The following is a 24,752-nucleotide window of genomic DNA, read 5'->3' on the forward strand; positions in this document are numbered from 1 at the left end:
GTTGGGGCGTGCGCTGTCGGGCCCACTGGTGGTGTTCCTGCGATTCGCTCTTCTCCGGTCCCCTCATCGCCTCGGAGCGGGCTGCGGAGGCGAGCAGCGGCTTCATGAGGCGCGCAGCGGGTCGGCGCGGCGGCTCGCGTGGTGCCCGTGGGGTGTGCGCCGCGTGGAGGGTGGCCAGTACCGTCGGACAGTGCGTTCGGACCGGCCGATCTTCGCGGCGATCTCGGCCGGATGCATCGACGGGTCGCGCCGGTACCAGTAGGCGACTGCCGCCGACGTGTCGGAGCGTGTCGCGGCGTGCCCGTCGCGGGCGCCGGCCGGCGCCGCTGCGGGTGAGTCCCTGACGTCGTGTTCCCGCTGCTGGTCGCGATGGTCGTCAGGCAGGTCGCGCTTCGCGGGCTCGCTGCGGCGATGGTCGCTGGGTGGCTCTGGCGCGTCGGCGGGCCGTGCGGCGGGGCGTACGCGGGCACCGCGTGCCCCAGAAATGGGGGAAGCGGGTTGCGCGGGTACGGGGGCGGCGACAGCGGGTGGCGACGCGGCGGACGGTTCGGCGACAGGCAGCGGTTCAGTGAGGATGGTGGCCTGATGCTGGGTGGCGGGGGTTAAGCCGGACGTCGGCGTTGCCGCGGTCGGCTGGTCGTGGTCGGCGGGCGCGGCAAGTTGTGGAGCGGTGGCGGTGCCGCGGATGTGTCCGGCGATCTCGACCAGGCTGATGCTGGCGACCACCACCAGGCCGTCGACGGAGATCGGCAGTAGATAGGAGGCGCCGGCGGCGGTTTCGCCGTAGCGGGCGGCGACGCCGGCCATGTGCCAGTAGCTGACCCAGGCGGCGATGCCGGCGATGACGGCGGTCGCCAGCAGTCGCAGGATCGCCAGGGACCTGCGGTGGCTGGGTACCCGGGAGATCAGCTCCACGGTGAGCAGCAGCGCCAACGGCGGCCAGGCGGCGATGACCTGACTGATCAGGTTGGGTCGGGCGTGCAGGACGTTCGCGGCGATCGACGCGGCGACGCCGAGGGTGAGCCCGGCGCGGACCGCCCACCGCAGCCGCCTCAGCCGGGCGGCTTCGGTACGGCTGAGCATGGTCGGGTGGTCGGTGCCGGTGGGACCGGGCAGCGTTGTGGTGGTCATGCCGCGGCTCCGTCGTCGGGCGTGGCCTGCATCTGTGGGCGGTGTCGGGGCCGTTGTGTCTGGGCCACGAGGTCGTCGGCGAGGGTGATGGTGTCGTCGCTGGGTTCGGCGTCGATGTCGCCGAGGGCGCGGGTCAGCGCGCGCCGTAGGGCGCGGATCGGGTCGGCCTGCCCGAGCGCGGCCCGGGCGCGCATGGCCTGTTGGTACAGCTGCTCGGTGTACGGGTTGTGGCGGATCGCCGCGTCCAGGACGGTGAGCTGCTCGGCCGGGTTGCTGGCGAGGGCATCGGCGAGCGCCAGGTACGCGTCGAGGGCCTCTTGGCGGACCGCTTCGCGGTACGGCTCGATCCACTCGTAGTCGGCGCCCTCGGCGAGGTGGCCGCGGTAGAGGTCAACCGCGCGGCGCAGCGCGGCGACCCGTTGCTGCGGGTCGGTGGCCTGGTTGGCGTCACGGATCGCGGCCCGCATGCGCCACAGGTCGACATCCACCGTCTCGGGGTTGAGGGCGTAGCGGCGGTGGGGGTGGGTGAGGTAGCTGCCCGGGCCGCCGGTGCGGCGCATGGCGGCTCGCAGGTCCGACACGTAGGTGTACAGCCGTCCGGGAGCTTTGCTGGCCGGGGCGTCGGGCAGCAGATCGTCGAGGATCGCCTCGACGGTGGCGATACCGTCGTGCACCGCGAGATACACCAGCACCTCCACGGACTTCTTCCGCAGCGGGGGCGGTGTCGCGGGGTCGACGATGCCGGGCGCGCCGAGCACGCTCACTTCCACCCGGCCCGGATGGAGGTCCGCATTGCTGTCGGGTGTGTCGCCGGTGTGCGCGGCGTCAGCGGCGGCATCGGGCTCGGCGCCGTGGCTGTGGTGCTGGCCGGCCGGGGTGTCGATGTCAGCGGCGTCGGTGTCCTTGTCGCGGTGGCTGCGGTCGGCGTTGTCGCCGAGGCCCGACGCGGTCGGGTTGGGCGTGGCAGGCGTGCTGGCCGTCTCGGCCGGTGACAGGTTGGCGGGCTGCGGCGTCACCACTCGTGGTGGCAGTCCGACGGAGGGCCCGGACGCGCTCGGCGCCGACACGACGGAATCGATGTGGGCCGCAGTTGGCGGCTGGCCGGTGTGGGACTCGGCGAGTGTGGTGAGCAGGTCGACGGTCTCGGCGGGGTGCAGGACGGTGAGCCGGCCGATGGCGGCGGGGTGGGAGCCGGAACGGGTACCGCTGTCGGCGGGGGTGGTGGTGCCGTCGTCGGCGACGGTGACGGTGTCGCCGGGCGGCCACGGCCCGAGGAGCACGCCGTGGATGTCCAAGCGGTGGCCTTGGGCGAGCACGGCGGCGACGCGGGCGTGGTCGTGGTGGTCGACGGCGTCGGCGTCAGCGAGCAGCATCACTGGCGGGACGGGTTCGGGGTGCGAGGTGGTGGCGCGTAGGTCGGTGATGGTGTCGGCGTCGTGCTGGTGGAGCAGGCGGGTGCGGTGCATCGCCTGTTCTTCGAGGGCCCGGACGGCGTCGTCGAGGCTGGCGGTGACGGTCAGCCTCGGTGTGCGCGGCACGGTGCCTCCGGCGCCGAGCAGGGTCGCCGCGGTCGCGGACGGTATGACCACCCGGGTGCGGGCGTCGGGGTGGTCTTCGCCGCCGGCGGCGAGGGCGGCAGTGAGGAAGCCGCGGGCGGCGGCGTGCGCGCCGGGCCCGGCAAGGCCCAGCCCGGCCGGCGGGCACACCGTGAGCATTGGGTGTCCGATGGCCGGCGCCAACGGCCGCCCGGCGGCACTATCGGAACCGGCGGCGAAAGTGGGAGCGCCGTCGGAGACACGGCCGGCGGGATCGAGGCCGGGGTCGGTGGGGACGGGCTGGTCGCCGAGGTGCACGGTGTCGTGCTCGTCGTGGCCTGTGGTGTCGCGCGTGTCGGCGGTGCGGCGCAGGCCGCGGCGGATCTGCCCGACCACGCGCGGCATCGGGGCCAGGTCCGGGTCGTCCATGCGGGACGCGGTCGAGGGGCGGCGGGGCGAGTGTCGGCGTTGCCGGTGCGCCCAGACCAGCGCCACGGCCGCGGCGACGGCCAGTGCGAGGCCGACGTCGACCCAGCTTCCGCTGGGCAGGGACACGCCGGGGCGAGACGGCCTTCCGGTGTCGCTGTCCGAGACGTCGGCGGTGGTGGCGGTGGCCGGCGGGGATGCGGTGCCAGGGCCCGCCTGGCTGGCGGTGGGCGCGCCAGCGCCGGAAGGGTGCGGCGTCATGGTGGCTGCTGGTCCGGCACCCGGCGGGGTGGCGGGTGAGGGCGTCGACGGGGGTAACGGCTGCGCGGTGGGAGGCGGGGTGGGCCGGGGCGGCCGTTTCGCCGGTGCGGTGGCGTCGGCGGGCAGGTCGAGAGTCCAGCCGGGGTAGATCAGGTCAGGGTCACGCAGCGTCCCGCCCACGTCGGGGAAGTGGGTGCCGCGGTTGAGGGCGAAGATTTCCGGCCAGCGGTCGTCGTCGCCGAGGCAGCGCTGGGCGATTGCGGACAGGGTGTCCCCGCGGGCGACGGTGTAGGTGGCGGGAGCGTTCTTGGCAGAGGCGGCAGCAGGTTGGGTCGGTGTGCTGGGACCGGCGGGCCGCATCGGCGGGTGGTGTGTGCTGTCGCTGTTGGTGGCGTCGGGTGCGGCGTGGGCGGGTGCGGCGCTGGCAGCGGCGGTGACGGCGGTGGCGCCGAGCATCAGCGCGGCCAGGTGCTGCAGCGGGCCGGGCAAGCGCACCGCCGGTAGCCACCGCAACGCGCGGGCGAGCCGGTGGTATCCGCGCACGGCGGCGGTGGCGACCAGCAGCGCCCAGATCCCGCATGCTCCGGCGTAAGTGAGGGCAAGGATGAACCCGCTGGTCACAGGTTGCTGGATGATGGCTCGCACCGCGTCGGTGGACGGCAGGTCCACGTCCGGCAGTCCGATGTGGTGAACCAGCGTGGCCGGCACAGCGGCGATGAGGATCCCGTAGCCGAGTAGGGCGGCCACCGATGATGCGCGTGATCTCATCGCCTACCTCCCGTCTCCTCCGCCCCGGCATCCGCTGCCGCTCGCGGGTGGCGAATCGACGGTATGGGCGGGCGACGTCGGTGGCGGCGGTCAGCGGGCTGACAGCACCTCACACCACCTCACGTGACCTCACAACCCGAGGTCAGCGCCCTGTGGCTCACACACTGCGGCGGTAGGCGGCGGCGTGCTGCTCCGGCGGACGGGTAGTGCTTCACGGGTTCAGCCGCACCCAGGCAGGCCCAGAAGAGAACTCAGCGATCATGGGGCGCGTTGTGTCGGGTTGGGGACCTGGGCCAGCGCCGAAGCGTCTCTGGCCTAGGGATGCCGAGCCACGGACTGCTTCCAGATCACCGAGAAAGATCGAGAGCCACCCGCCCTTCCGGTGGTCGAGCGATCCTGGCGCGAGCGGCACGGCCTCGGTGCGCACCCGCGCCCCGCACGCCGCCGAGGACTTGCGCCGTCATCGCCCCGGAGTACCGGCTGTGAACTTGGCGGCAGCTCTCGCCGAAGCGCAGCGGTCGGCTCAACCTCACGCCCGCCCCACGACTCGTCTCGCCGGAATGACCCCTTTACCAGTTGGGAGGCCTCGCCGCCTTGAGGCCTACTGTCGCGATGCGCGGGCGGCGGCGTCCTGATGGGCGCGGGTCATGGCGTCCACGAACGAGCGCATCTGCGGGACCGCTGCCTCCTGGACCTGCTTCAGTTGCGCCATCATCTCGGACAGGTCCACCGCCGGCACACCATGGCCGCGTTGGGCCTGCTGCTCGTCCAGGGCCGCGTTGACCGCCTCGACGATCGCGGCGGCGACGCGCTCCATCGGCAGCCCTTTCAGCCCCGGATCGAGCGTCAGCGCGGCGAGCCGCCCGTCCGTACCCACCTCGGCCTCGACCCAGCCGTTCGCCGCGCTCGTGCGCACCGGCTCCGCGCCGCCGGTGGCTGCTTCCTGCACCGTGCCCGCGGCGGCGACCACCTGGTCCAGCATCTCAGCGAAACCCTCACTGCTCGGACGCATACCCGCTCCCCCTGTTCGCTCGGCCGCCCTTGAGCGTACGAACATGCCACACGCCCAGCGGACCCACACCCAAGGGCCACAAGGGACTGTGTGCCCGCTCTGCCTTAGCTTGATCTTTAACCTGTGCGCTGTTTACGTGCGGTGATGCTCAGGTCACGCTTGACGGTTTTACCGACGTCGTGGCGGGGTGCTGGTCTACGGTTTCGTGATCCGTACGGGCGTCCAGGACCTGGTCTGCCGGGTTTCGGCGCACTTGCGGGCAGGGTGGTCTTCGGGCGCAAGTTCCGAAACCCCCGACGGACCCGGGCGGGAGTGAGCCGGTCAGGTGCCGTTGGCCGCTCCCACGGTCGACGCAGGTCCGCGACGAGGGGTCGCGCGAGGCGTAGCTGAGTGTAGGCGGCGATGATCAGCCAGGTCCACCGGTCAGCGGCTTCGGTGGTGCGGATCTTCGGCCGAGTCCATCCCAGGGTCTGTTTGAACAGTCGAAACGTGTGCTCGAGGTCGAATCTGCGGAGGAAGGCCTGCCACCAGTGGTCGACATCGGCGGTGGTGGCGTTGGTGGCGGAGCACCACAGCCACACCGGTTTGGGGTCACGCTCGCCGGGCAGGTGCTCGACCTGTAGCCGGATCAGGGTGCCGGTGATGATCGGCAGGTCACCGTCGTGGTCGATCCAGCAGGTGCGGCGGGTCAGCCTGGGGTGCAGCTGGTCCCAGCTGTCGGCTTGCGCGGTGCCGTAGCGGCTGGTCGGGGTGAGGGTGGTGTGTTGCGGCGCGGGCCAGGTGGCCGGGTCGTTGCAGGCGAACTCGGCGCCGTGTTTGCGGGGACGGCCGATGGCACCCGGCTGCCTGCTCGGCTTGGGAAACCGGAGGACCCGGTCCGAGCGGATCCGGCCGACCAGGAGCACGGGCAGGTCGGACAGCACCCAGGCCAGCCGGGCGGTGTCGTAGCCGGTGTCACAGACGATCAGGATGTCGGGGTCGCCGGGGCGCCAGTGCCCGGCACGGATCAGCCGGTCGATCAGCTGCCGGAGCTGGTCGGCGGTGACCGCGGTGGCGTCGTCGGCCGGGCCCAGCCGCACCGCGTCGAGTACCTGTGTCCACGACGTGCGGCCTGGTTCCAAGGCGGCGACGAACGAGTACGGCCAGCCGGGGATCATCTGGGCGGAGCCTTTGCCGCGGCCGTAGGTGTGGCAGAACAACCGATCCGGGCTGGTGGCCGCGTCCGGGCGCAGCCAGTTGCTGACGTCAACGGCGAGCATGATCCGCCCGTCCGTGGCGCGGGGCAGCGCCAACCCTGCGAGGGTCACCCGCAGCCGGGCGACATCGATCCCGCCGGCGCCCAAAGCGTCGTACAGGGCGCCGTGACCACGGCGGTGCTCGGCGGCCAACGACAGGTCGACCAGGCTGGTCACCGGCCCTCCCGAGCACAGCAGCGCGTCGGTGAGCTCGAACAACGCGTCCGCCCGACGTGGCAGACACCGGTAGAAGTCCCGACGAAACCCGGCCAACCTCGCTGCTGGATCCTCGGCCGACCCGACCGCCGACGTGTCGGGCGTGGGCGTGTCGGGCAACACGAGGCCACCCAGGTAGTCCAGAATCGTGGCCACGGCCACCACCTGTTCTGTTCTTCGTGTCCTTGCAGGGAACGTGAAGGATCATCAGGTGGTGGCCGGTTTACGTCTCCATGACACGCCGAGTCCACACAGGATCAGCGCCCCACACGGGCGCCGAGGTTAAAGAACAAGCTTAGAGGCCGGCCGATAGAATCCGTGCCGCCACAGTCCGTCACACGATCGGGGGAACGGGTGCCAGGCTTCGACGTGCAACCGGAGGCGATCCTCACCGCCGGCAACAACCTCGCCACCAGCGGCGAAGACTTCCTGGAGCAGTTGGCGGCGTTCGAGGCCGCCACCGCCGCCTACGACGGCGCCTGGGGCGACGACACCATCGGCACCTACATCGGCACCGCCTACACCGCCGTCTCCCAATGGGCACTCGACTGCTGGCACACCGTCGCCGACGAACTGGCCGCCGCCGGCGACGACCTCGTCGGCGTGGCGGAGGCCTACGAACGGGTGGAGGCGGACGCCTTCGCCGCGTTGAACACCCTCGGCGAGAGCCTCGGCTGACCGGCATGGGACTGCAGCTACCAGGCGAACTGGTGTCCATCCTGGGCATGCTCGGCTACGACTGGCCCACCTCCGACGAGGAGAGGTTGTTCCAGCTCGGGCAGCTGTGGGTGGAGTTCGCGCCGAAGATGGAAGCCGCGGGCGCCGCGGCCCTCGCCTCCGCCTCCACGTACTGGGCGAACAACCAGGGCGAGGCGGCCCAAGCCTTCCAGGCGTGGTGGAACGGCGCCGACAGCCCCGCGAACGCGCTCGCCCAGGGCATCCCCGGCGCCTCCCTCGTGGGGGCGGGAATCATGGTCTGCGCCGGCGTCGTCCTCGCCCTCAAGATCCAGGTGATTGTGCAGTTGGCGATCCTTGCCGTGCAGATCGCCCAGGCCATCGCGACCGCCGCCGTGACGTTCGGCGCCTCACTCCTCGAAATCCCGGTCTTCAAAATGATCACCTCGATGATCCTCGATCAGCTCATCGGCATGGCCGTTGACGCGGTGCTCAATGGTTAGAGGCCGAGGCAGGCGAGGAAGCGGACGGCGCGCGACTCCGGGCGGCGCACCGAATGCCCGTGGACCGATCGGCGCTGCCGGACGAGTCATCCCCGCCCCACGCACCCGCGCCCGGATCGACTTCAACGCCGGTCAGCCCGGAGCGTGGAACCGCACGGTGAACCGGCGCAAACTCCAACCCAACACGACCTACGTCGAACGCACCACCGGCTACACCTACAAGACCGACTCCAAGGGTCGGGTCACCCACTTCAGCGGCCGGCTGCAAGCGGTGGACGGGCACCGCAACGCCTACCAGCAGCGCGTCGCCGGCCGTCCCTTCCGCAAGTCGACCGACCAGGGCGGCCACCTGTTCGCCCACATCTTCCGCGGCCCCGGCGAACGCATCAACCTCGTGGCGATGGACTCCAACCTCAACCTGTCCGCCTGGAAACGGATGGAGAACAGGTGGGCGCGGGCCCTGGACCCAGACCACCCCACCCCCGGCGCCGGCTCCCAGACCGTCCGGGTCGAGGGCCGGGTGCACTACGATCCGAACTCAGCATCAACCCGGCCCACCGCGTTCACCATCACCGAACAGATCGACAACGGCCCCAAACGCACCCACCGATTCCGAAATCCATGAAAGGTGCCGTCGTGCCTGACGGTCGTGACAGCGACATCATCACCCGCATCGGGCAGATCCTGCTGTCGGTCCTGCCCGACAACGCGGAAACCATCATCGTCAACGGCGAAACCGACGTCGACTACGCCAACGCGTCCCTGGAACTTCGGGGACCCGACGGCAAAGCGTTCTACTTCGCGTGGGACGACAACCCCGACGAGGCCGTCGACGAGATCACCGACCTGCTCATCGACCTGCGGCAAGTGATGATCGACGACGGCAGCGACCCGTGGTACGGGTTCACCATGGCCGTCCAGCGCGACGGCGCCTTCGAGGTCGACTTCTCGTACGAGCCTCCCACTGACTGACGGGGACGCTCCGACCGGCGTCGATGGCCGCCGGAGAGTCCCGCGATGGCCCGATTAGGCCTCTTCGCCGTAGGCCCCGTCCGGGGAGGCTGGTAGCCCTAATGGGTTCAGAGCGGGCCTTGTGGTGCCCGGCGAGGTGATCCGCGGCTGATCTCGGAGGAGGGTCGGGGTTCGGGGCGGAGCCCCGAGGTTCTGTTGTCCTAACCTGGCACGATGACCGGCTCCGGAACGGCTCTCGTTGCTTCCTCGATTTCGGCAGTGGTGGCCATGGCGGTCGTTGGGCTTCAGTACTCCCTCGAACGTCGCCGTCAGCAACGAGCTGACAGAGCCCAGCGGCTCGCGGCTTTCTTCGCTGCTACCCATGCATTCGTTCTGTACCTCGGCCCCTTGGCGCGGGCACCTCTCGCAAAGAAGGAGCAAATCCTGGCAGAAGCTCGGGATCTGGAAGACCGTCTTAGCGCATGCTTCGCCCAGGTGCGGCTCCTTGAGGACCGCGAGATCGTGGATGCTGCCACACGCTTGGACCGGGAACTGGTCCGCCTAGAAGGCAGGGCCCGCGAGAAGCAGTGGTCGAGGACCGATTGGCGTGAGGCCAGGGCTGGGCTCTCCGAGCCGGTGAGTACATACCAGGCGCTCGCCCGCAAGAAGTTGGGAGCCGGAAGGTTGTGAGCCTGCCTTGGATGCCCTCGTCTCCCGGCCGGCCCGGCCGATGCCGGCCGGAGATCGCCAGCAGGCCGGGGCCCGGCCGGCGCGGCCCGCTTGCGGGCCGCCCTGATCCTTAAAGAGGTCAATTCGGCAGTATCGAGAGTAGGGTCGCCGCCGTGCCGAGTGACATCGTCCTGTGGCCAGACGCGAACGACCGCTGATGAACTCTGAGCGGTTCGGTCGTAGTGAGTTTTGACTGTTGGCCCCCACTTGGCCGATGGTGACGGTGTGACGTCCAGCGTGTGGCTGCACCGGGACGAGGACTTTCACCCCGGTACGGAACTCTTTCGTAGCGAGCGCCTGTTCGCGCTGTGGTCGTACTCGGCGACACACGGCCAACTGCTGTTGCGCGCGGACCACATGCCCGGCGACGACCGGCGCCTTCCCACGACAGTGGAAGTGCTGTTCAAGCCGATCGAGGCGGTGCGGATGCAGGGCGGGTACCGCGGCCTGGTAATCCGGTGCGCGACCGACGACGAGGCCGCGGAGATCGAGGCAGACATCGCTGGCCATCGCCCGGGGTCGGCGCGCGTGCTCATGCTGGAGAGCGAGGGGGTGACCGGTTACGCCGTCACCCTCGCCGTCGGGTGGAGCGAGGGCGTGCTGTCGCGCCTTCAGCCGTCGCTGTTCAACACCTTCAGACCGTACGACCCGGTGTGGCCGACCAAGCCGCTGGCGGGCGTCGGCGCCGAACTCGACACCGCCTCGCCGCAGGAGGTAGCGGAGGCGGTCCTCGCCGGCATGCCCAAGGGCATACGCCGGGAGCGTCGCGCCACCGTGTACGTGCTCACGGCGGTCATCGAGCAGGACGGCCGCCGGAGCCGGCACAACGTCGGGGTCTTCCTGACCGAATCGGATGCCGAGGAGGCGTTACGGCTGGTCGAACCCCACGTACGGAGCTGCTGGGTCGAACCCCTCCCGACGGTGCTGTAGCGGGCCGCTCGCGGCGAGGTACAGGTTCCGGACGCGACGAGGGCGATCGCCTTTCAACCTGACGTGGTAGGACGACCGCCCCTCGTACTGGCTATTGGTGCCGACGAGGCGCCAGCCCGCCCGACCGCGCACCTTCTGCGGCATGTGGGTGCACCTGACCTTGATCGAAGCGTCACACTTTTAGAGCCGTGCTAGAGACGCAGCAGCTGTTGATGCCAATGCAGTGCTGAGAAGGTCCGACTCTCGCGTTCCCGCGTCGGCGCGGAGCATCAGGCTCTTCTCGAGCGAACGCTTCAACTTGCTATATGTGAGCGGTCGGTCACGGTCCAGGAGTTCGGCTACTCGTGACGGCCGGACGCCGAGGCCAGTAAGAGCGAGTTCGAGTTCCCCGGAACTGGACGCAGTCCGTAGTCTCGACACATGTCGCGCCTCGGCTGATGTCCATGTTGCTTGTTCTATCAGTGTCGCTGCGGCTCTGGGTTGGCATTGCACCATTTCTAGCTGTCGAAGGTGTGAAAGCTGCTCCGCGGTAGGAGGGCGCATCAGCCGATTCTTGCGGCGGGAAAAGGTATGAGACCACCATTCGGGCTGAATTTGGTTCCGGAAGTCGGATGCAACCTTGCCAGCCCAGTCAAGGGTGGCTAGCATACGTGGAATTCGCAGCCTTAGATGTTCGGGGGTCACGCTCAAGATCGTGTGTGTCCGTCGCTCCATCGGCGGGTGGGTGGAGCCGGTTCGTAGAAAAGTCGCCCGTTCAAGATGGCCGGTCGACCAGATCGCGATAAGCGCGCCAATTACCGCGATATCCATACTTCCGCGACGTTCGGCATGCCGAATGGTTATCTGCATACCGAGCCGGTCGGCCGCCTCCTCGTTGGCGATCTGGTCGTCGGCCGTACGCAGCCGTTCGTGCGTGGTGAAGCCGCTCGGACGAGGCGCGTGCCCCAGCAGGTGATGTGCGGACTCATGCGCGAACACGAAGAACATGGCGTAGTCGGTGAAGAACTCGACCATCCTCCGGGCCGTGTCGTGTAGGTTCAGCACGTTCATCATCGGTTCGGCGGCCGTGCGATGGTGGAGATAGAAGCATCGGAGTGTTGTAGCGACGACTGCATCATCTTTCCATGAGCCACGGGCGAGCCTGATCGCCTCGTACACTCGCAGCGGCAGTGAGGTGCGGTTGAACCGTGAAAACAGCAGTGCCACGTAACTGCTGTAGAGCCCGCAAAGACCGGCGAGCGAATCGGACATGAGCGCCAGCCCGGATCCGTCCGGAAATGGGGAAAGCTGGGCGATCACGTCGTCTTCGGTCGTGATGCCGAGCTGAAGGAATCGTTTGTGGTCGTCGTACGGCACACGGAGCGTCGACAGCGCCTGCTGAATATCTTGCTTCCGCTCCTCTAGAGAGGCGTCCAAGGCATCAGCGGCACCACTCGGCTGGCCGGTGACCAGCCGGAAAATGTGCTCCCGCGCTGCTGTGCTGGCGCGCTCCGCGTAATCCTCCATCTGCGAACGGACACCCTCCGCGGTGGGCATGAGCCGCTGGTACGCCGCCTGCGCCAGGGAACCATGGGCCGAAACCATCTGAGGCGCTCCGTCCTACATGTAGCCGTCGCAGAAAGTCGCCAGTCCGCGCCGCACGAGGATCAGGGCAACAACGCTCGCGGTCGGCCGCCCGTAGGCGGCGGCCAGGACATCGGCTACGGTGGCGACTTCCATCAACAGTGCGCCCGGTCGGTCCGCCAGAAGGGTCTGTGTCATCTGGTGCGGACACACGTGCTCCTTGAGGTCTTGCTGTCGATCGGCGAGCCAACGCGCAGCGAAGCGTCGTCGGCGGTCCGGATCCTCACTGCCGAATCCGATGCCTTCGCTGATCAGCACGTCGCCGAGCGCTTCGAGTAGTTCTTCCTCGTCGTCTTCGAGGTGATCTTCCAGGTTGAAGACCGTCAACATCGCGCTCCATTCGGTTCAGCAACCAGCAGATGCGAACGAATCATCGACGCTAGGTTCGGAGCTTGCAACCGTCGACTCCGTGAGATGCCAGTCCTACCACGACAAGCATCACCCGCGAGAGCCAGGGCAAACAGAACGAAATGCCCCTGGTCCTACGCAAGAACATTTCGAAATCCGTACGGTGCGTCACCAAATGATCAACAGTGCCATCAGCGGTGGCACGGGCGGAGACCGATTGCGTGACAGCTACCGGCCGTACATCGGCTCCGCGCCAGCCTGCAGCCCGGGATGGTGGACGTTGGCGGGTGCGAGTCCCGCAGCGGTGAGACGCTGGGCGTAGGTGTCGGCCAGTTCGGTGGCGTTGTCGTGGTCGCCGAGGGCGGTGAGGACTCCGATCGCCCGCTGGTGCAGGGCTTGGTTTAACGGGTCGACGCGGATGCCGGCTTGAAGGAGTTCGAGGGCGCGTCGCGGGTTCGGCTCGGCGGCGGCCAGGGCGGCGTAGGCGTCCAGGATGTAACGGCGGGTGGCCTCCCGGGCGGGGTCGAGCCATGGCCAAGGGTGGCGGGCGGCGAGGTCGCCGGTGTAGGCGTCGACGACCGCTTGCCACGCGGCGGCCGGGTTGGTGAGGGCGGTGGCGGCGTGCGCCGCCAGGGTGCGCAGTCGCCAGAGGTCGACGTCCAGGTGTGCGGGGTTTAGGCGATAGCGGTTGTCGGTGTGGCTGAGGGCGGCGAGTCCGCCGGCGGCTCGCAGGGTCGATCGGAGGTCGCTGAGGGTGGTGTAGAGGCGGCCGGTGAGCCGGTGGGCGGGCAGGCCGGACCAAATCGCTTCGACGAGCTGCCCGGTGGTGGCGCCATCGGAGTGCACGGCGAGGAAGACCAGCACCTGCAGGGCGGCGTTGCGTCGGATCGGCACAGGCGTCCCGTCGGCGAGCAGTGTTGGTTCGCCGAGAACCCGCAGGTCGAGCCGGCCAGTGGTGGCATGCGGCGGCGGGTGAATTCGATGGGTCCCGGTTGTCTGGCGGGGAATGAGCGGTCGCTCAGGTGCCGCTGCCGTGGCGGCTCGTGGAACGGCGCCTGGGCGCGTGTCAGGTGGGTGCGCTTGGGTGATCACAGTGAGCAAGTCGGTGGCGGCCGCCGGGTCGAGCACGCACAGCCGCAGCCCTGCCCAATTGGGGTGACGCGGGTCGACCGTGTGACCGGCGGCGTCGACGTGCCAGATCGCGTCGGCGTTGGCGGCGCTAAGGATGATGGCGGTGGCGGTGCCGGCCGTCAGCGCCGCCGCGACCGGTCCGGACTGCGGTGAAGACTCAAGGATCACCACCGGCCGGTCGGACGCGGCTGAGCGGTTGGTCTCCTCTCGCGTGGGACCGTCCTCGGCTGCGGGCGATGACGCGATGAGCGCCTCGGCGTTGTCGATGACCCGCACGCCGGGCAGTTCCTGTGGGGAGATGTCCGGGCTAAGGAGCATGGTCGCCGCGGTGCGGGTGATCACGAGGGGCGCTGCCGGCGATGGGTGGCGCAGCCGGGTAAGGACGGTGGTGACCAGTATGCCTCTGGCCGCGTCGAGGGCACCCGGGCCTGTTAGGGCTATCCGGCCCGGGGGAAGCGACGCGATCGATCCCGCGGGCTGGTGGTGTGCGGTGCCGGTGGCCGTGGCCGGTGATGTGGGGGCGGTGAGGGCGGTTTGGACGGTGGTGACGGTGGCGGGCAACGGTGCCAGGTCGGCGTCGTCCCGTGCTCCGTCTGGTGGGTGGGGTTGGTAGGCGCGTCGGCGGCGCAGCCACACCAGCCCGGCTGCGGCGGCGACCTGCTCGGCGGTCTCTCGTGGCAGCCAGCCGCCCGGCACCTCCACCCCATTCGCGTCGCCGACGTTGGTTAGGTGGGCGGTGTCGGTGTCGGCTGGGTGGTCGAGGGTTGGGGCGGTCGCGGGTAGCGGATCCTCGGCTGCGGTGCCGGTGACGGCGGTTTGCGCGCCGGCGCTGAGCGCGGCGGCGCCGGCGACTCCGGTGGCGGTGGCCTGTAGTGGGGTGGGCAGGGGCAGTTTGCGGAGCCACCCTGCTGCTGCCCGGGCGCGGGCGGCGGCCCGGACGGTGACCGTGACGGCGAGCATCAACCAGATCACCCATGCCGTCGCGGTCACCGCGACGGTCAGGGTGTGCTCGGTCAGTGGCTGCTTCACCCACTGCTGTATGCCGGGCCAGTCGTCTGCCAGCCGACCGACGACTCTCGTCAGCACTATCGGCGGGAGGAGCACGAGCAGCGCGAGAAGTAGGGTGGATGCCACCCGGCGTGGCCAGCGCATCTCACCCACCCCAATGACATGCGGGTGCGCACGCGGTCATGGTGTGCGCACCGGCGGTCGGGCGGGGTGAATGATGCGTGTCCACACCTGGCGGATCCACCACACCGCGACTGCGGCGGCGTAGATGACGCCGAGGATGCCGGATGCGGGTCGGCTGACGATCGCTGCGGTGATCACTGCGAGGGGGGCGGCGAGGATCAGCCGCAGCAGCGGGGTGGAGACGACCGCTGTCACCACGCCGATGCCGAGGAGCAGGCCGCCGAGACGGCCGGCGGCGTCGATCCACAGCACCAGCTCGGGCCACCGGGCTGCCGTCAGGGAGTACTGGATGAGCGCCATGCCGACAGCGGCGGTCACCACGGAGAGGGTCGGGAACGCCAGCAGTTGGGACCAGCCGCCGTGGGGGGTGCGCCACTGGCGGGCGGCGACCACCGCCATCACCGCGGCTATCAGGACCACGGGCGTGATCGGCAGCAGCGTCCAGCGCAGGAAGGGTGCCACCTCTTGGCCGATGTAGACGCTGCCGACTACCGCGTACAGGCCGGCCACGGCCACGCCCAGCGACGCCGACGCGAGGATGCCGGTGCCGACCTGCGCAGCCGGGGACATCGGTTCGCCGCTGGTGCGGGCGGCGAGCGCGGAGGCGATCACGGTGCCCGCCCCGAGTGCGGCGATGAGCGCGAACACGGCGGCCATCGCGAGCTCGCCCCAGTTCAGTAGAGCCCACCGGTGCAGGAACCCGCCGTTCCACTCCGGGGTGAGCAGGAACTGCGCCACCAGGCCCAGTGAGGCGAAGCCCGGCACGGCGATGGCTACCGCTCGCCGCACCGGCGGCACCGGTGACTCCACTGCCTCCGTCTCGCTCTCGATGCTTGCGGCGCCGGCGTCCGCTGCGCCGCGGGCGGCGGCCAGCGCCGGATCGGGGAGCACCGTCGGCGCCACCCCGACGCCTTCGGTTAGGGCCTTTTCCACTGCGGGCGTGGCGGCCATGCCGCCCACCACGTAGAGGCCGGCGACATCGGCTGGCTGCAGGTCCGCCGCGGCGATCGCCTCGACGGTCAGGTGGGCGATGCGCTCCGCGACCGGCCGCGTGGCCTGCTCCAGCATCGTCCCGTTCACCACCACTGCCGGCCCGTCCGGCAGCGGCACGGTGACCGCCGGATGCTCGGCGAGGGCGTGCTTAGCGGCGCGGACGCTGGCCAGCAGCGCCCACCGCGAGCCATCCGACACCGACCCGCTCACGTCGCCGCCGGTGAGCGCACTGGTCAACGCGTCGTCGACCGCTGACCCGCCCGCAATCGGGTCGGCCAGGGTGGAGAGAATTTCGAACCCGGCTGGCCCGCGCCGCAGCACACTCACCTCCGCGCCGGCACCCACGTCGCAAACCACGACATACGAGCCGACCGGCAGCTGCACGCCCGTCGCGAGGAGATGGTTCGCTACGGCCACCGGCGCCTCCACCAGACGAGGCTGCGGCAAGCCCGCCCGATGCGCCGCGTGCCGAAACCAGGTGCGCCGCCGTGGCCCCCACCCCGCCGGCACGACCAGCCGCACATCGGCTACCTCGCCGCCAGCGACACTGCTGGCGTGCTCGGCGACCTGCCGCAGCGTCGCCGCGACCAGATCCAGCTCCTCCATCTCGCCGCAGGCCACCGGTAGCTGTTGCTCGATCGAGCGGCGCGGCGCCGGGATGAACCGCTCCGGCCGCGTCACTGCGGCCTGCCAGGCCGGCTGCCCCGTGACGATCCTGCCGTCCTCGGACAGGAACACCGCGCTGGACAACGCCGGTTCCGCACCGAACCTCAGCGGCTGCCAGGTCCCGTCAGGCCACGCCAGCACCGCCGTCGTGCTGGCAGCACCCCAGTCGATCGCCAGCCGCGTCTCCCCCGACCGCATAGATCCCAGTCAAACACGACGATCACCGCATCGTCATCACACATCACCGACCGTGATTGGGAAGAGGTGGACCGCCGCGGCTTTTTGAATCGGCGAGATCCGCTAGCCGAGTCGCCGCCACTGGGCTCGCTCCTCGAGGAAGGCCTTGTGCTCGGCCGTCTCCCACTCCTGCATGTTCGGATACCGGTCGCCGCAATATCGCCTCTCGAGATGCTCGATGAACAAGGCACGCTCGCGCTCGTCCGCCAGCCGAAGCCCGCGATCATGGCTCCCGGCCTGAAGCAGGCAACTGCCGTCGGGGTGGACCGTCGTGGTGATCTCGCCGCCCAGCGGCTCGGGGACACGCGCCGCGAGATACGCGAAGTAGATGTACCGGTAGTCGAACTCGTCCTGGTGCTGGTGGATCCAATTCAGCCACTGGTCCACCTGCGCCAAAGTCCACGGCTCCATGGAATCCCTCCCCACAGCATCCTGATAGATCAATACTGATCCCCTTGTGCCACAGGACCAAGGAAGCCGGTGAACCTATCGGTGCACCTCCAGACGTGGTCACGCCCGGGCCGCCTCCAAGCTCGCTGCTCACGTAGTGCGGCTGCGCCGTCCATAGGGCACTGCCTCATCCACAGTTCGCCCCTTCGGGGCAGCGCGCCACCGTGCTTGCTGATGAGGTGCTCCAGGGCGTCACTCCCGGTTGCCCGCAGGCGGCGAGAGGATACGAGCATGAACAGGCCCGACGGACGACGGTCACCTCGAGAGGGCAGATTGACGGCGCGGAATGACCACACCCGGATGGGCGGTGCGGTCAACGCGGCGGGAGCCTCATCAGGGCGATCGCCGCTGTGAGGTCCGTGATCGGCGACGCGTTGGGCAGTCGCTGATGCCCGCCGTGGAGGCCTGGTTCCTGGGCGGCCCGGCCGACGGCCGCCTCGCGCCGATCGAGGTCGGTGAGGCGGGAGAGCTGCCCCAGGTGGTGCTGCTCCTGCAGACCGGCTTCTACATCGGCGCGGAGGACCAGCCCCGTCCGCCGGTCGAGCACCGGTACGTCCGCGACCCCGTAGAGGACAGCCCGCCGGTGTACCGCTACGACGGAGCCGACGACGACGGATAAGGGCAACATGCGCGACCCGACGGGCAGATAACCGGCATGACCGATGGGGCATGGCGCCACGGGTGCCGGCTGGCAAGCAGGTCGCTGAAGCCCAGACCGTTGAAATGGGCCGGCATCGGCCCTGTCGTATCCTGCGCCGGTGAACACAGGCCGGACGGCCGCCGCCGTCTCCGTCGGAGTGATCGTCGCCGTTCTCGGCGCCTGTGGAGCCCTGGTTATTGCCTGCACCGGCTTCTGGGTCGTCTTCGGTCCGGTGAACTACTTCGGCTGCGGCACCGAACGCCCTGCAGGCATCACGGCGGCTGACTTGGCCGGCTCATACGCGACGGACGACGGCGGCCGGTTGGAGCTGCGTCCGGACGGCACACTCACCGCCAGCGGTCTGGACAACTCCGACGGCTTTGAGTCTCGCCCGCCCTTGTCCGGCCCCGGAAAGTGGTTCCTTGAACCAGCGGACAACCCGTTCGGCGACATCGACCTGATTTTCGAATCCCCGCCTGGCTACAACGGCGGCTACGGCACCGACCTCAACATTTCCGGCAGCCGCACCGATCCCTGGCTCTACTGGTACGTCGGCGATCCCGACAGCTGCGTCCTCTACCGGTTCAACCGGGTCTGACGAAGCCGCCGCCAGTCGAGCACTGGCCACAGGACGAGACCCAGACCCGCGACTCGAGGCACCCAGTCCCAACGTCCCTTGGCAGATGCTTGGATCGGCGGCCGGGAGGGGCGGTATGCCCGCCTGGCGTCGGCGCTGCTGTCGCAACCAGACGTGCTGGCAGCCGACGAGGTGATGTCTGGCAGGGTTCACCAGCATGAGCCCGTTGCCCGAGTCGATTGAGCAGCGCCTTGCCGCCGGCTCCGACGAGTACGCGCAGTCTGTCCGCCACCTCCTGCCCTCACCCGAGGAGCTACCCCTGACGCCACCGTACGAGCAGGTCCTCCACGCCATCCTCGACCTTTCCAAGGGCGACTGGCGGCTCGTCCGCCAGTACAGCCAGGCAGCCCGTGCGGACTGGCGCGACGTCCTACTCTGGGCGTCGCAATCGAGCCCCTGACAAGGCGGATCTTGCAGGCTGAGTCCCAGGTCCGGTGGTTGACGGCGGCACGGTTTGCAGCGCTCGGTCCGTTCACGGCGGGTCGCCGAAATGGCCGCCGTCGTCGCCAAGCAGCAGCGGCACGTCGTAGACAGTCATGTCCGGCCGGGCGCGTGCGTATCGCACCCGGTGGCGCCACCGCTGATGCTCGAACGCCACGTCGGCGTCACCCGCGAGCGCCGCCGTGGCCGGGTCTCTTGAAGCGATGGAGTACGGCGGTCGGTGAGGTCAGGCTTCCCGCGTCACGGCAGACACCCTCGGCTACACGACATCCACTACTGCCGTTGCAGCCCTCAAACGTCTCCAATGCTCAGAGCTACCGAGCCTGCACAGTCAGCTCATTCCGGCCGATCTAACGATGTCGCTTCACATCTGCCGCGACACACTCCCCCTATGTCGAAACGGTGCGGTTTCTCCGCGTCGTGCGAGTCCTCTTCGCGTTAACGAGGGATGGTGGAGATGGTGGAACCAGGGGTTGCCAGGGTCACCAGCAAACTCGCGTTAGTGTCGCTCGCTGCGTCGCTGTTGACGGTGTCAGGAGCGACGCAGGCGGAAGCCGCAGAGCCGGTCAGGGTGCCTCCGGCAGCCGCAATGTTGCCCGAGATCGTCATGACCTGCTCCGAAGGCCGGACCGATCTCAACCATGCTGACGTGCCGGAACTGGTTTCCGTCCTGGCTGTCGCGCCGCCGGTGGCCGAGCGGGTGGTGCACAACCGTCCGTATCTGTCGGCGCGCGACCTGAGTGTGGTGGAAGGGATTGGCCCTGGGCAGCTTGATCGGATACTGGCAGAGGGAAAGGTTTGCGCCACGCCGCCCGGTACGCCACCGCCCTCGTCCGAACACTGCGCCGCCTCCGACAAGGTGGACTTGCAGTCTGCTTCCGTCGATGACCTGGTGCGCCTACTCAAGCTCGCTCGTCCGACCGCCGAGCGGCTCGTCGACGCCCGGCCTTTCGCCACACTGCGCCATATCACGCCAGAGCGCGTGGCCGGTGTCGGGAAGGGCAGGCTGGATGAACTGATCGGCCGAAGCTGTCTCACGCCGATGCCGGTACGAACCGCCGACAGCAGCTGGCGGTGGGCCTACCCGTCCTTGCCGACCACGGTCGCCCGGGACGGTTATGCGCTGCATGCACCGGCGGGCATCATCGACGATCCAGGCGGCGCATGGTTGCAGATCCGTCCGTTGCCTAGCCCGCCACAGAGGCTTCCCGGGCCGGCTTACCCCATGGCGGACTTCCACATCCACGGGCAGTGGCGGGGTGGCAATGACAGAGCCGAGGTCACGGTGCCGGCGGCCAAATTCGCGGCCACATTCGCGGGGGAAGACTGGCAGCCATACCTGCTGCACTGGCGTGACGCCCATCGAACGGTCGCAGAACCAGTGGTGGGCGCTGATGTTCGGGTCGATCCGATCAGTGGTGCCGTCACCGGGCACGTCAACGACTTGTCGGTGCTGGAGTGGGCCGTCCGTAAGGCGAACTGGGTGTTGGAGCCGGCGGCCTCGATTCTATTCGGAGACAGGTTTCCTGCACCTGGATGCCCGAATGAGCCGTGGTCGCATCAGGGCGATACCAATCGCTGGACGCACAACGGCGCAGAGGCGCACCTGGATGGCGCGCTGCTCAACCTGCCCGGTAACCCGGTGCCGCCGGCGGGCTTTTTGATCAAGCACTGTGTGCAGACCGGTGCCGGCAGCAGCAACTGGGGCCCCGACGTCAAGGTCCAACTCCGCAACAACACCGGCACGATCCAGAAGTTGGCCCACTACTCTGGTGACGTCACCGTCGCAGGCGACGACAGCCTGGAAACAGACCTGATCACACTGGCGCTCACCACCGTCAACACCGCCGGCGCGAAGTTCCTCGGTCCTGGTGACACCGGTTCAGCCGCCGTACCAGCCGGCACCGCCGGCACGGTCGAGATGCAGCCTGACCGACTGCGGTCGTTGGCGCGAGTCGCGCTGGACAAGACCCTCGGCGTGGTACTGGACAAACTTGATCCAGCCCTGTCCGATCCGACTCTCCGCCAGCGTGTCTTCCAACTCGTTGCGTGCACGTATGACGCAGTCAGGGCCAGCTCCGCAAAGACGGACTTTCACATCGCCCGGGAGTTCGCCCTCGCCCTGTTCAATTGCTTCAACTACGAGAACTTCTACATAAGCCTCACCGCCCTGCTGACGGATCTCGCCAACCGCGGCGCGATCACGCCACAGCAGGCAGACCTCGGCGCCAACGGCTTGCTCAAGGCCCGCGAACTAGTCAAGTGGCTTGAATGGGGCCAGATCGCCGTCGACCTTGTCGACTCGTCGGTGTGGGGCTCACTGGGCACCGTCCCGCTGAGGGTCGAGCATTACGCGGCGAAGCCGATAGTGGACGGGTTGGGCCGTCACATTGGCCATACCTGCATCCGCCGAACCGGCTACACCTGGTCGATCAACGCGGCCTGTCAGGACTCCCTGTACGCCGGCATTACCAGGCCAGTCGGAGGCGGCGGCAACACAGGTCTTCCCCCCGCGCGCATCGTGCGCAACAGCACGGGTAACGCTTGGCTGTTCACCACCGACGACAGGATCATGCGACCGATCCGCGACGGCGGCACCTACCTGTGCCTTGCACGCCACTACGCCGTGGACTGGGACGCCGACATCACCGCCTACCGAGGCGCCGCCCACGTCAAACCCGAGAACGCACCTGACGCCGTCTGCGATGGAGCCCGCCCCGCTACAAGGGATCTGTCTCCCGGCCAGGTAACCTCCGACGCGATCGTCTTGCGGGAGAGTAGCGGTAGATCTTGGGTACTGCAGGGCAACGAGCGGGTGCACATACCAACCGGCAGGGAGTTCATATGCTGGGTGAACGCCCAGCACGCCGCTAACCTCGAGTTCCACGTCTGGGACCAGGTCACGGCCGATGAACTCGCCCGCTTCCCCGTAAGTCCCACCATCACACACGTCTCCAACTGCGGAGATCCGGAGGACCCAGAGTTCTAGGCGGACTGCGACAAGTCACGGGTGAACTCCTCAGTAGCAGTCGTCGGGTGCTTCGGGTTTCCGGACACTTGATGCACCCGACGACGCCATTCCGGTCTACCCGCCGGCCCTAACGGCAGGAAGACTCAAGCCTCTACGGCGAACGCCTCGCGCGTCCATCCGTACTCGGTGATGCGGAGTTCGAAGAGCATCGCCAAGGCTTTGAACGCCACTCCCGTCGCTTGGCCGACGTACCTCCGCCCCGTTGGTTGGACCGAGGGAATGAGAGAGGTATCGGGGTATCACGGTGGCTTGTTGGATCGGGCGAAGATCTGGGGTGGACAACTCGTTGGTCGCGAGACCGAGCGCGGCGATGGCGCTATCGGCCAGGAGCGGCGGCGGTCTGACGGTTGCCATGCAGCACCAGCACGCTTTCTCTGGTGCCCGTCTCCCTGGGCCGCGCTGGAACACCTCCAGCACCTTGTCGACCATGGCCACACGCCGCTGGTTGATGTGGTCCGCCGGATGGTGCTGAACAGGTCCCTGTCGGTGGCACGCGCCCCGCTGTGGCAGCGGGCAAGCGAGACCGAACGGGGCAGAGCCTTTGGTGACTTCCACTCCTTCATGGAGCGGGAGGGGTACTACGGGGAGCAGCGCTATGACGGCATGGACGAACGCTACGACCTGATGGAACGCCCGTACCAGTGCCGCCCGTCCTGCCGGTCGAACGCGCGGCGCTGCACCCCCGTTCTACGCGCCGTCCGGCAGGCCTACGACCTGGTCCTCTCCCCCATGTGGCGGGCTCTGGGCCAATCCATCACCGGCCGGTACACGCTGCATCCCGCCTGGTACTGGGACAACGATCACGGGTTCGTCGACCAGAACGACGACGGGCGCGCCGTCGTGCGCTACAGCCTGCCGGACCTCGACGACCGGTCTCCGACGCCGCCTGGCGCTACTACCCCGACCTGGTCATCCTCGCCGCGATCGACACCTACCGGACGGTGCTCGGAGCAGCCCCCGACCCCGCGTGGGAGGGATGCCGAGATGCCGCGCTGGCGTCCGGCCCATGGTGGCCGTTCGCGGACGTGGCGATCATCAGTGAACGGCCCACGGCCCACATCGGTGAAACTCGACGAGCAGGGACGCTTGCACGCCAATGACGGGCCGGCCGTCAGCTGGCCGGACGGACATCAGATGTGGGCTCGACAGGGCCGGGCCGAAAAGGCCTCTCGCTAGCGTCGATCGGCGGGATCGCGCGGTTCGGGCAAGTCGCCGAAGTGTGGAGGCTGAAGGCGGGCTTCGGCATGGCCGCAGGCAGGGTTGCCTGCGGCCATGCCGCTGCACCTAACGACAACCGCCCGGCTAGGTCAGGAGCTGCAGGTGTTGCAGCATGCTCTGCAGGCGGGCATTGTCGGAGTCCTCATCTCCGGCCCTCACCCAACTCGCGGCGCTGTTCGGCGAGCGGGTGATGCCCGGCGCCTACAGCCGTGCGCTCACCTAGACGCAAGGAACTCGACCAGGGCGCCTTCCCCGTGCTGAGACAACCCCGTCGCGCCTCACAACCGAATGACCATTGCCCGCGCAGTTCACCGACCGCGGACAAGATCGCCTCGATACACGAAGACGCCTCCGCGGAGGTTCTCCACGACTACGAGCATGCTGCGTGAGCAGCGCGGACGAGGCTTCGCCATGCGACGCCACGTCGTCGCAGCGTCCCTGACGCCCCTTGAGGATGCGCAGCGGCTGCTCGCAACCCCTCGCCGCCCCCGGCCCCAGCATCCTCGCACCCGGCCTCGTGGTCGCCATCGGAGCAACAGTCCTGGTTCCACCGGCCTATCGACAGTGTTGGTGGAACGATGGAAGACGTGGGAACTGCGAAACTGCCATGCCTGCTATCTCGCCGCTTGCTGGCGAGCCGATCAAGCGTGGCGACGCCGAGCGGCTCGCGGGAGTGCTGAAGGCAATCGCCGACCCGGCCAGGCTCCGACTGCTCAGTCTGATCCAGTCCGCTCCAGAGGGCGAGGCACCCGTGAGTGACCTCACCGCGCCGCTCGGTCTCTCCCAGCCGACCGTGAGTCATCACCTTCGGATCCTCACCGAGGCCGGCCTGCTCGAGCGCGAGAAGCGCGGCGTCTGGGCGTACTACCGCCTGGTGCCGTCCGCGATCGCGGCGATCGCCGACCTGTTGACGCCGCCCCCGCAAGCGGGCGACGAAGAGGACCCGCTGAGCGGCCAAAGGCCGGCTCCCCCCGGCGACCGCCCGTCGACTTCGTGGTGGCCAGCGAACCGACCGGCCGGCCTGCCACCGGTCCCAGACAGCGCGAGGCGACGGTGCTGTGTGCCGGCACCCGGTGCTGTTACTCGGTTGGGCTGGCTTGCCGGCGGCGCAGCGTACGGATCCACCCCTGGGCGGTGTGCCGGGGCACCTCATAGTGATCGGCGACCGCCGCCACATTGCCGGCCTGTTGGTACACCGACGCCAGATCATCCGGTGACCGCCGGTACACCCGACCCGTGCCCGGGGACGGCTCGCCCTTCCCTGTCTGCTTGGTGGCCTTCCGACCTGCGGTCCTGGCCTTGGCATCTGCCGCGGCTTTCCGCCCACCCGACCGGGTTTCGCCGGCGGCCGGTGCTTTCGCTCGCGATGCTTGATTAGGAACAGAGGCCTCGGTCGCCTCGCTCTTCACCGGACCGGTCGGAGTCGGCCCATCGGCGGTGGACGTGGTGGCGGCGACAGGCTGGGCCGCTCCGCTGTCGGCGACGGCCACCTCGTCATCGGGTACGCGAGCGGGAGCCTCGTCGGCCGCAGCAGCAGCCGACACCGTCAACACCTGCTGTCCGCCGACGGCAGGCGTGACCGCCCTCAGCAGCAGGTCCAGATCGACCGCGGGAATCTGGCCGGCGCTCAGCCCGTCCCCCTCACCGGCGCGTACGACCAGCTCGGTGATGCGCGCGGTAGCGCCGTTCAACTCGACCGTCACGGTTGTGGTCGCGCGGCTGGGATCGTCCGCGGCGATGGTGATGGTGTAGGAACTCACGACCTGCCTCCGAT

22 protein-coding genes and 1 pseudogene are annotated in these 24,752 nt (G+C 68.9%); 12 read left to right on the forward strand and 11 right to left on the reverse strand.

Annotated elements, in window-relative coordinates; genetic code table 11:
* Window positions 1-102: 102 nt before the first annotated feature.
* The 4 genes from GKC29_RS25260 to GKC29_RS25275 form a co-directional block, all read right to left on the reverse strand.
* Window positions 103-1,131 (reverse strand): DUF2637 domain-containing protein, encoded by a 1,029-nt coding sequence (locus GKC29_RS25260; RefSeq protein WP_155333187.1) that lies wholly within the window; start codon window positions 1,129-1,131, stop codon window positions 103-105.
* Entirely contained in the window at window positions 1,128-4,121 is a 2,994-nt protein-coding gene (locus tag GKC29_RS25265; protein WP_155333188.1) for a BTAD domain-containing putative transcriptional regulator, read from the reverse strand. The genes GKC29_RS25260 and GKC29_RS25265 overlap by 4 nt, the downstream gene beginning before the upstream one ends.
* Before the next feature lie 601 nt (window positions 4,122-4,722).
* The gene (locus GKC29_RS25270) at window positions 4,723-5,103 is read right to left on the reverse strand and encodes a YbaB/EbfC family DNA-binding protein (protein WP_155333189.1); all 381 of its coding nucleotides are present in this window, start codon (window positions 5,101-5,103) and stop codon (window positions 4,723-4,725) included.
* Between the two features lie 146 nt (window positions 5,104-5,249).
* A complete protein-coding gene (locus GKC29_RS25275; RefSeq protein ID WP_155334206.1) occupies window positions 5,250-6,641 on the reverse strand; it encodes an NF041680 family putative transposase in 1,392 nt (463 codons plus the stop codon).
* Between the two features lie 297 nt (window positions 6,642-6,938).
* On the opposite strand from GKC29_RS25275, the gene GKC29_RS25280 reads away from it, so the two are divergent.
* The 6 genes from GKC29_RS25280 (at window position 6,939) to GKC29_RS25305 (ending at window position 10,372) form a co-directional block, all read left to right on the forward strand.
* Entirely contained in the window at window positions 6,939-7,262 is a 324-nt protein-coding gene (locus GKC29_RS25280) for a PE domain-containing protein (protein ID WP_155333190.1), read from the forward strand.
* A gap of 5 nt (window positions 7,263-7,267) precedes the next feature.
* On the forward strand, window positions 7,268-7,762 hold the full coding sequence (locus tag GKC29_RS25285) for a hypothetical protein (protein ID WP_155333191.1): 495 nt from the start codon (window positions 7,268-7,270) through the stop codon (window positions 7,760-7,762).
* Between the two features lie 157 nt (window positions 7,763-7,919).
* Entirely contained in the window at window positions 7,920-8,387 is a 468-nt protein-coding gene (locus GKC29_RS25290) for a DNA/RNA non-specific endonuclease (protein WP_196255620.1), read from the forward strand.
* A gap of 11 nt (window positions 8,388-8,398) precedes the next feature.
* Window positions 8,399-8,734, forward strand: coding sequence for an immunity protein YezG family protein (locus GKC29_RS25295; RefSeq protein ID WP_196255726.1), 336 nt, complete (start codon window positions 8,399-8,401; stop codon window positions 8,732-8,734).
* Window positions 8,735-8,947: 213 nt separating this feature from the next.
* Entirely contained in the window at window positions 8,948-9,403 is a 456-nt protein-coding gene (locus tag GKC29_RS25300) for a hypothetical protein (RefSeq protein ID WP_155333194.1), read from the forward strand.
* Window positions 9,404-9,667: 264 nt separating this feature from the next.
* Complete coding sequence (locus GKC29_RS25305; protein WP_155333195.1) at window positions 9,668-10,372, forward strand: hypothetical protein; 705 nt, start codon at window positions 9,668-9,670, stop codon at window positions 10,370-10,372.
* A 180-nt stretch (window positions 10,373-10,552) separates the two neighbouring features.
* Here GKC29_RS25305 and GKC29_RS25310 read toward each other — a convergent pair whose 3' ends face one another.
* The 5 genes from GKC29_RS25310 to GKC29_RS25330 form a co-directional block, all read right to left on the reverse strand.
* Entirely contained in the window at window positions 10,553-11,956 is a 1,404-nt protein-coding gene (locus GKC29_RS25310; protein WP_155333196.1) for a hypothetical protein, read from the reverse strand.
* A gap of 15 nt (window positions 11,957-11,971) precedes the next feature.
* Window positions 11,972-12,325, reverse strand: coding sequence for a hypothetical protein (locus GKC29_RS25315; protein ID WP_155333197.1), 354 nt, complete (start codon window positions 12,323-12,325; stop codon window positions 11,972-11,974).
* A gap of 246 nt (window positions 12,326-12,571) precedes the next feature.
* Window positions 12,572-14,503 carry a hypothetical protein gene (locus tag GKC29_RS25320; RefSeq protein WP_196255728.1) on the reverse strand — a complete coding sequence of 644 codons (1,932 nt, stop codon included), beginning with the start codon at window positions 14,501-14,503 and terminating at the stop codon, window positions 12,572-12,574.
* A 159-nt stretch (window positions 14,504-14,662) separates the two neighbouring features.
* Window positions 14,663-16,522, reverse strand: coding sequence for an Hsp70 family protein (locus GKC29_RS25325; protein WP_155333198.1), 1,860 nt, complete (start codon window positions 16,520-16,522; stop codon window positions 14,663-14,665).
* A 102-nt stretch (window positions 16,523-16,624) separates the two neighbouring features.
* Window positions 16,625-16,972, reverse strand: coding sequence for a hypothetical protein (locus tag GKC29_RS25330; RefSeq protein ID WP_155333199.1), 348 nt, complete (start codon window positions 16,970-16,972; stop codon window positions 16,625-16,627).
* Window positions 16,973-17,399: 427 nt separating this feature from the next.
* On the opposite strand from GKC29_RS25330, the gene GKC29_RS25335 reads away from it, so the two are divergent.
* The 3 genes from GKC29_RS25335 to GKC29_RS25345 all read left to right on the forward strand — a co-directional run bounded on the left by GKC29_RS25335 (window position 17,400) and on the right by GKC29_RS25345 (window position 18,688).
* Window positions 17,400-17,630: a hypothetical protein gene (locus tag GKC29_RS25335; RefSeq protein ID WP_155333200.1), complete on the forward strand. Its 231-nt coding sequence runs from the start codon at window positions 17,400-17,402 to the stop codon at window positions 17,628-17,630.
* Between the two features lie 139 nt (window positions 17,631-17,769).
* Window positions 17,770-18,249, forward strand: coding sequence for a hypothetical protein (locus GKC29_RS25340; RefSeq protein WP_155333201.1), 480 nt, complete (start codon window positions 17,770-17,772; stop codon window positions 18,247-18,249).
* A 196-nt stretch (window positions 18,250-18,445) separates the two neighbouring features.
* Complete coding sequence (locus tag GKC29_RS25345) at window positions 18,446-18,688, forward strand: hypothetical protein (RefSeq protein WP_155333202.1); 243 nt, start codon at window positions 18,446-18,448, stop codon at window positions 18,686-18,688.
* A 72-nt stretch (window positions 18,689-18,760) separates the two neighbouring features.
* Here GKC29_RS25345 and GKC29_RS30310 read toward each other — a convergent pair whose 3' ends face one another.
* Window positions 18,761-18,886, reverse strand: a complete 126-nt coding sequence (locus tag GKC29_RS30310) for a hypothetical protein (RefSeq protein ID WP_255456091.1) — start codon at window positions 18,884-18,886, stop codon at window positions 18,761-18,763.
* Window positions 18,887-19,180: 294 nt separating this feature from the next.
* Between GKC29_RS30310 and GKC29_RS25355 the strand changes: the two genes are divergently transcribed.
* The 3 genes and pseudogenes from GKC29_RS25355 to GKC29_RS25365 all read left to right on the forward strand — a co-directional run bounded on the left by GKC29_RS25355 (window position 19,181) and on the right by GKC29_RS25365 (window position 23,928).
* Complete coding sequence (locus GKC29_RS25355; RefSeq protein WP_155333203.1) at window positions 19,181-21,718, forward strand: hypothetical protein; 2,538 nt, start codon at window positions 19,181-19,183, stop codon at window positions 21,716-21,718.
* Window positions 21,719-22,012: 294 nt separating this feature from the next.
* Window positions 22,013-22,936, forward strand: a complete 924-nt coding sequence (locus tag GKC29_RS25360; RefSeq protein ID WP_155333204.1) for a hypothetical protein — start codon at window positions 22,013-22,015, stop codon at window positions 22,934-22,936.
* 649 nt (window positions 22,937-23,585) lie between these two features.
* A pseudogene (locus GKC29_RS25365) lies at window positions 23,586-23,928 on the forward strand (ArsR/SmtB family transcription factor).
* 129 nt (window positions 23,929-24,057) lie between these two features.
* On the opposite strand, the gene GKC29_RS25370 reads toward GKC29_RS25365, so the two are convergent.
* Window positions 24,058-24,738 (reverse strand): hypothetical protein, encoded by a 681-nt coding sequence (locus GKC29_RS25370; RefSeq protein WP_155333205.1) that lies wholly within the window; start codon window positions 24,736-24,738, stop codon window positions 24,058-24,060.
* Window positions 24,739-24,752 lie beyond the last annotated feature (14 nt).

This window comes from Micromonospora sp. WMMC415, from assembly GCF_009707425.1.
Lineage (GTDB): Bacteria > Actinomycetota > Actinomycetes > Mycobacteriales > Micromonosporaceae > Micromonospora.

Coding starts and splice junctions, on each gene's coding strand:
- GKC29_RS25260 (WP_155333187.1), bottom strand. CDS start 1,131: ATGACCACCACAACGCTGCCCGGTCCCACCGGCACCGACCACCCGACC.
- GKC29_RS25265 (WP_155333188.1), bottom strand. CDS start 4,121: ATGAGATCACGCGCATCATCGGTGGCCGCCCTACTCGGCTACGGGATC.
- GKC29_RS25270 (WP_155333189.1), bottom strand. CDS start 5,103: ATGCTGGACCAGGTGGTCGCCGCCGCGGGCACGGTGCAGGAAGCAGCC.
- GKC29_RS25285 (WP_155333191.1), top strand. CDS start 7,268: ATGGGACTGCAGCTACCAGGCGAACTGGTGTCCATCCTGGGCATGCTC.
- GKC29_RS25300 (WP_155333194.1), top strand. CDS start 8,948: ATGACCGGCTCCGGAACGGCTCTCGTTGCTTCCTCGATTTCGGCAGTG.
- GKC29_RS25310 (WP_155333196.1), bottom strand. CDS start 11,956: ATGGTTTCGGCCCATGGTTCCCTGGCGCAGGCGGCGTACCAGCGGCTC.
- GKC29_RS25315 (WP_155333197.1), bottom strand. CDS start 12,325: ATGTTGACGGTCTTCAACCTGGAAGATCACCTCGAAGACGACGAGGAA.
- GKC29_RS25325 (WP_155333198.1), bottom strand. CDS start 16,522: ATGCGGTCGGGGGAGACGCGGCTGGCGATCGACTGGGGTGCTGCCAGC.
- GKC29_RS25330 (WP_155333199.1), bottom strand. CDS start 16,972: ATGGAGCCGTGGACTTTGGCGCAGGTGGACCAGTGGCTGAATTGGATC.
- GKC29_RS25335 (WP_155333200.1), top strand. CDS start 17,400: ATGCCCGCCGTGGAGGCCTGGTTCCTGGGCGGCCCGGCCGACGGCCGC.
- GKC29_RS25345 (WP_155333202.1), top strand. CDS start 18,446: ATGAGCCCGTTGCCCGAGTCGATTGAGCAGCGCCTTGCCGCCGGCTCC.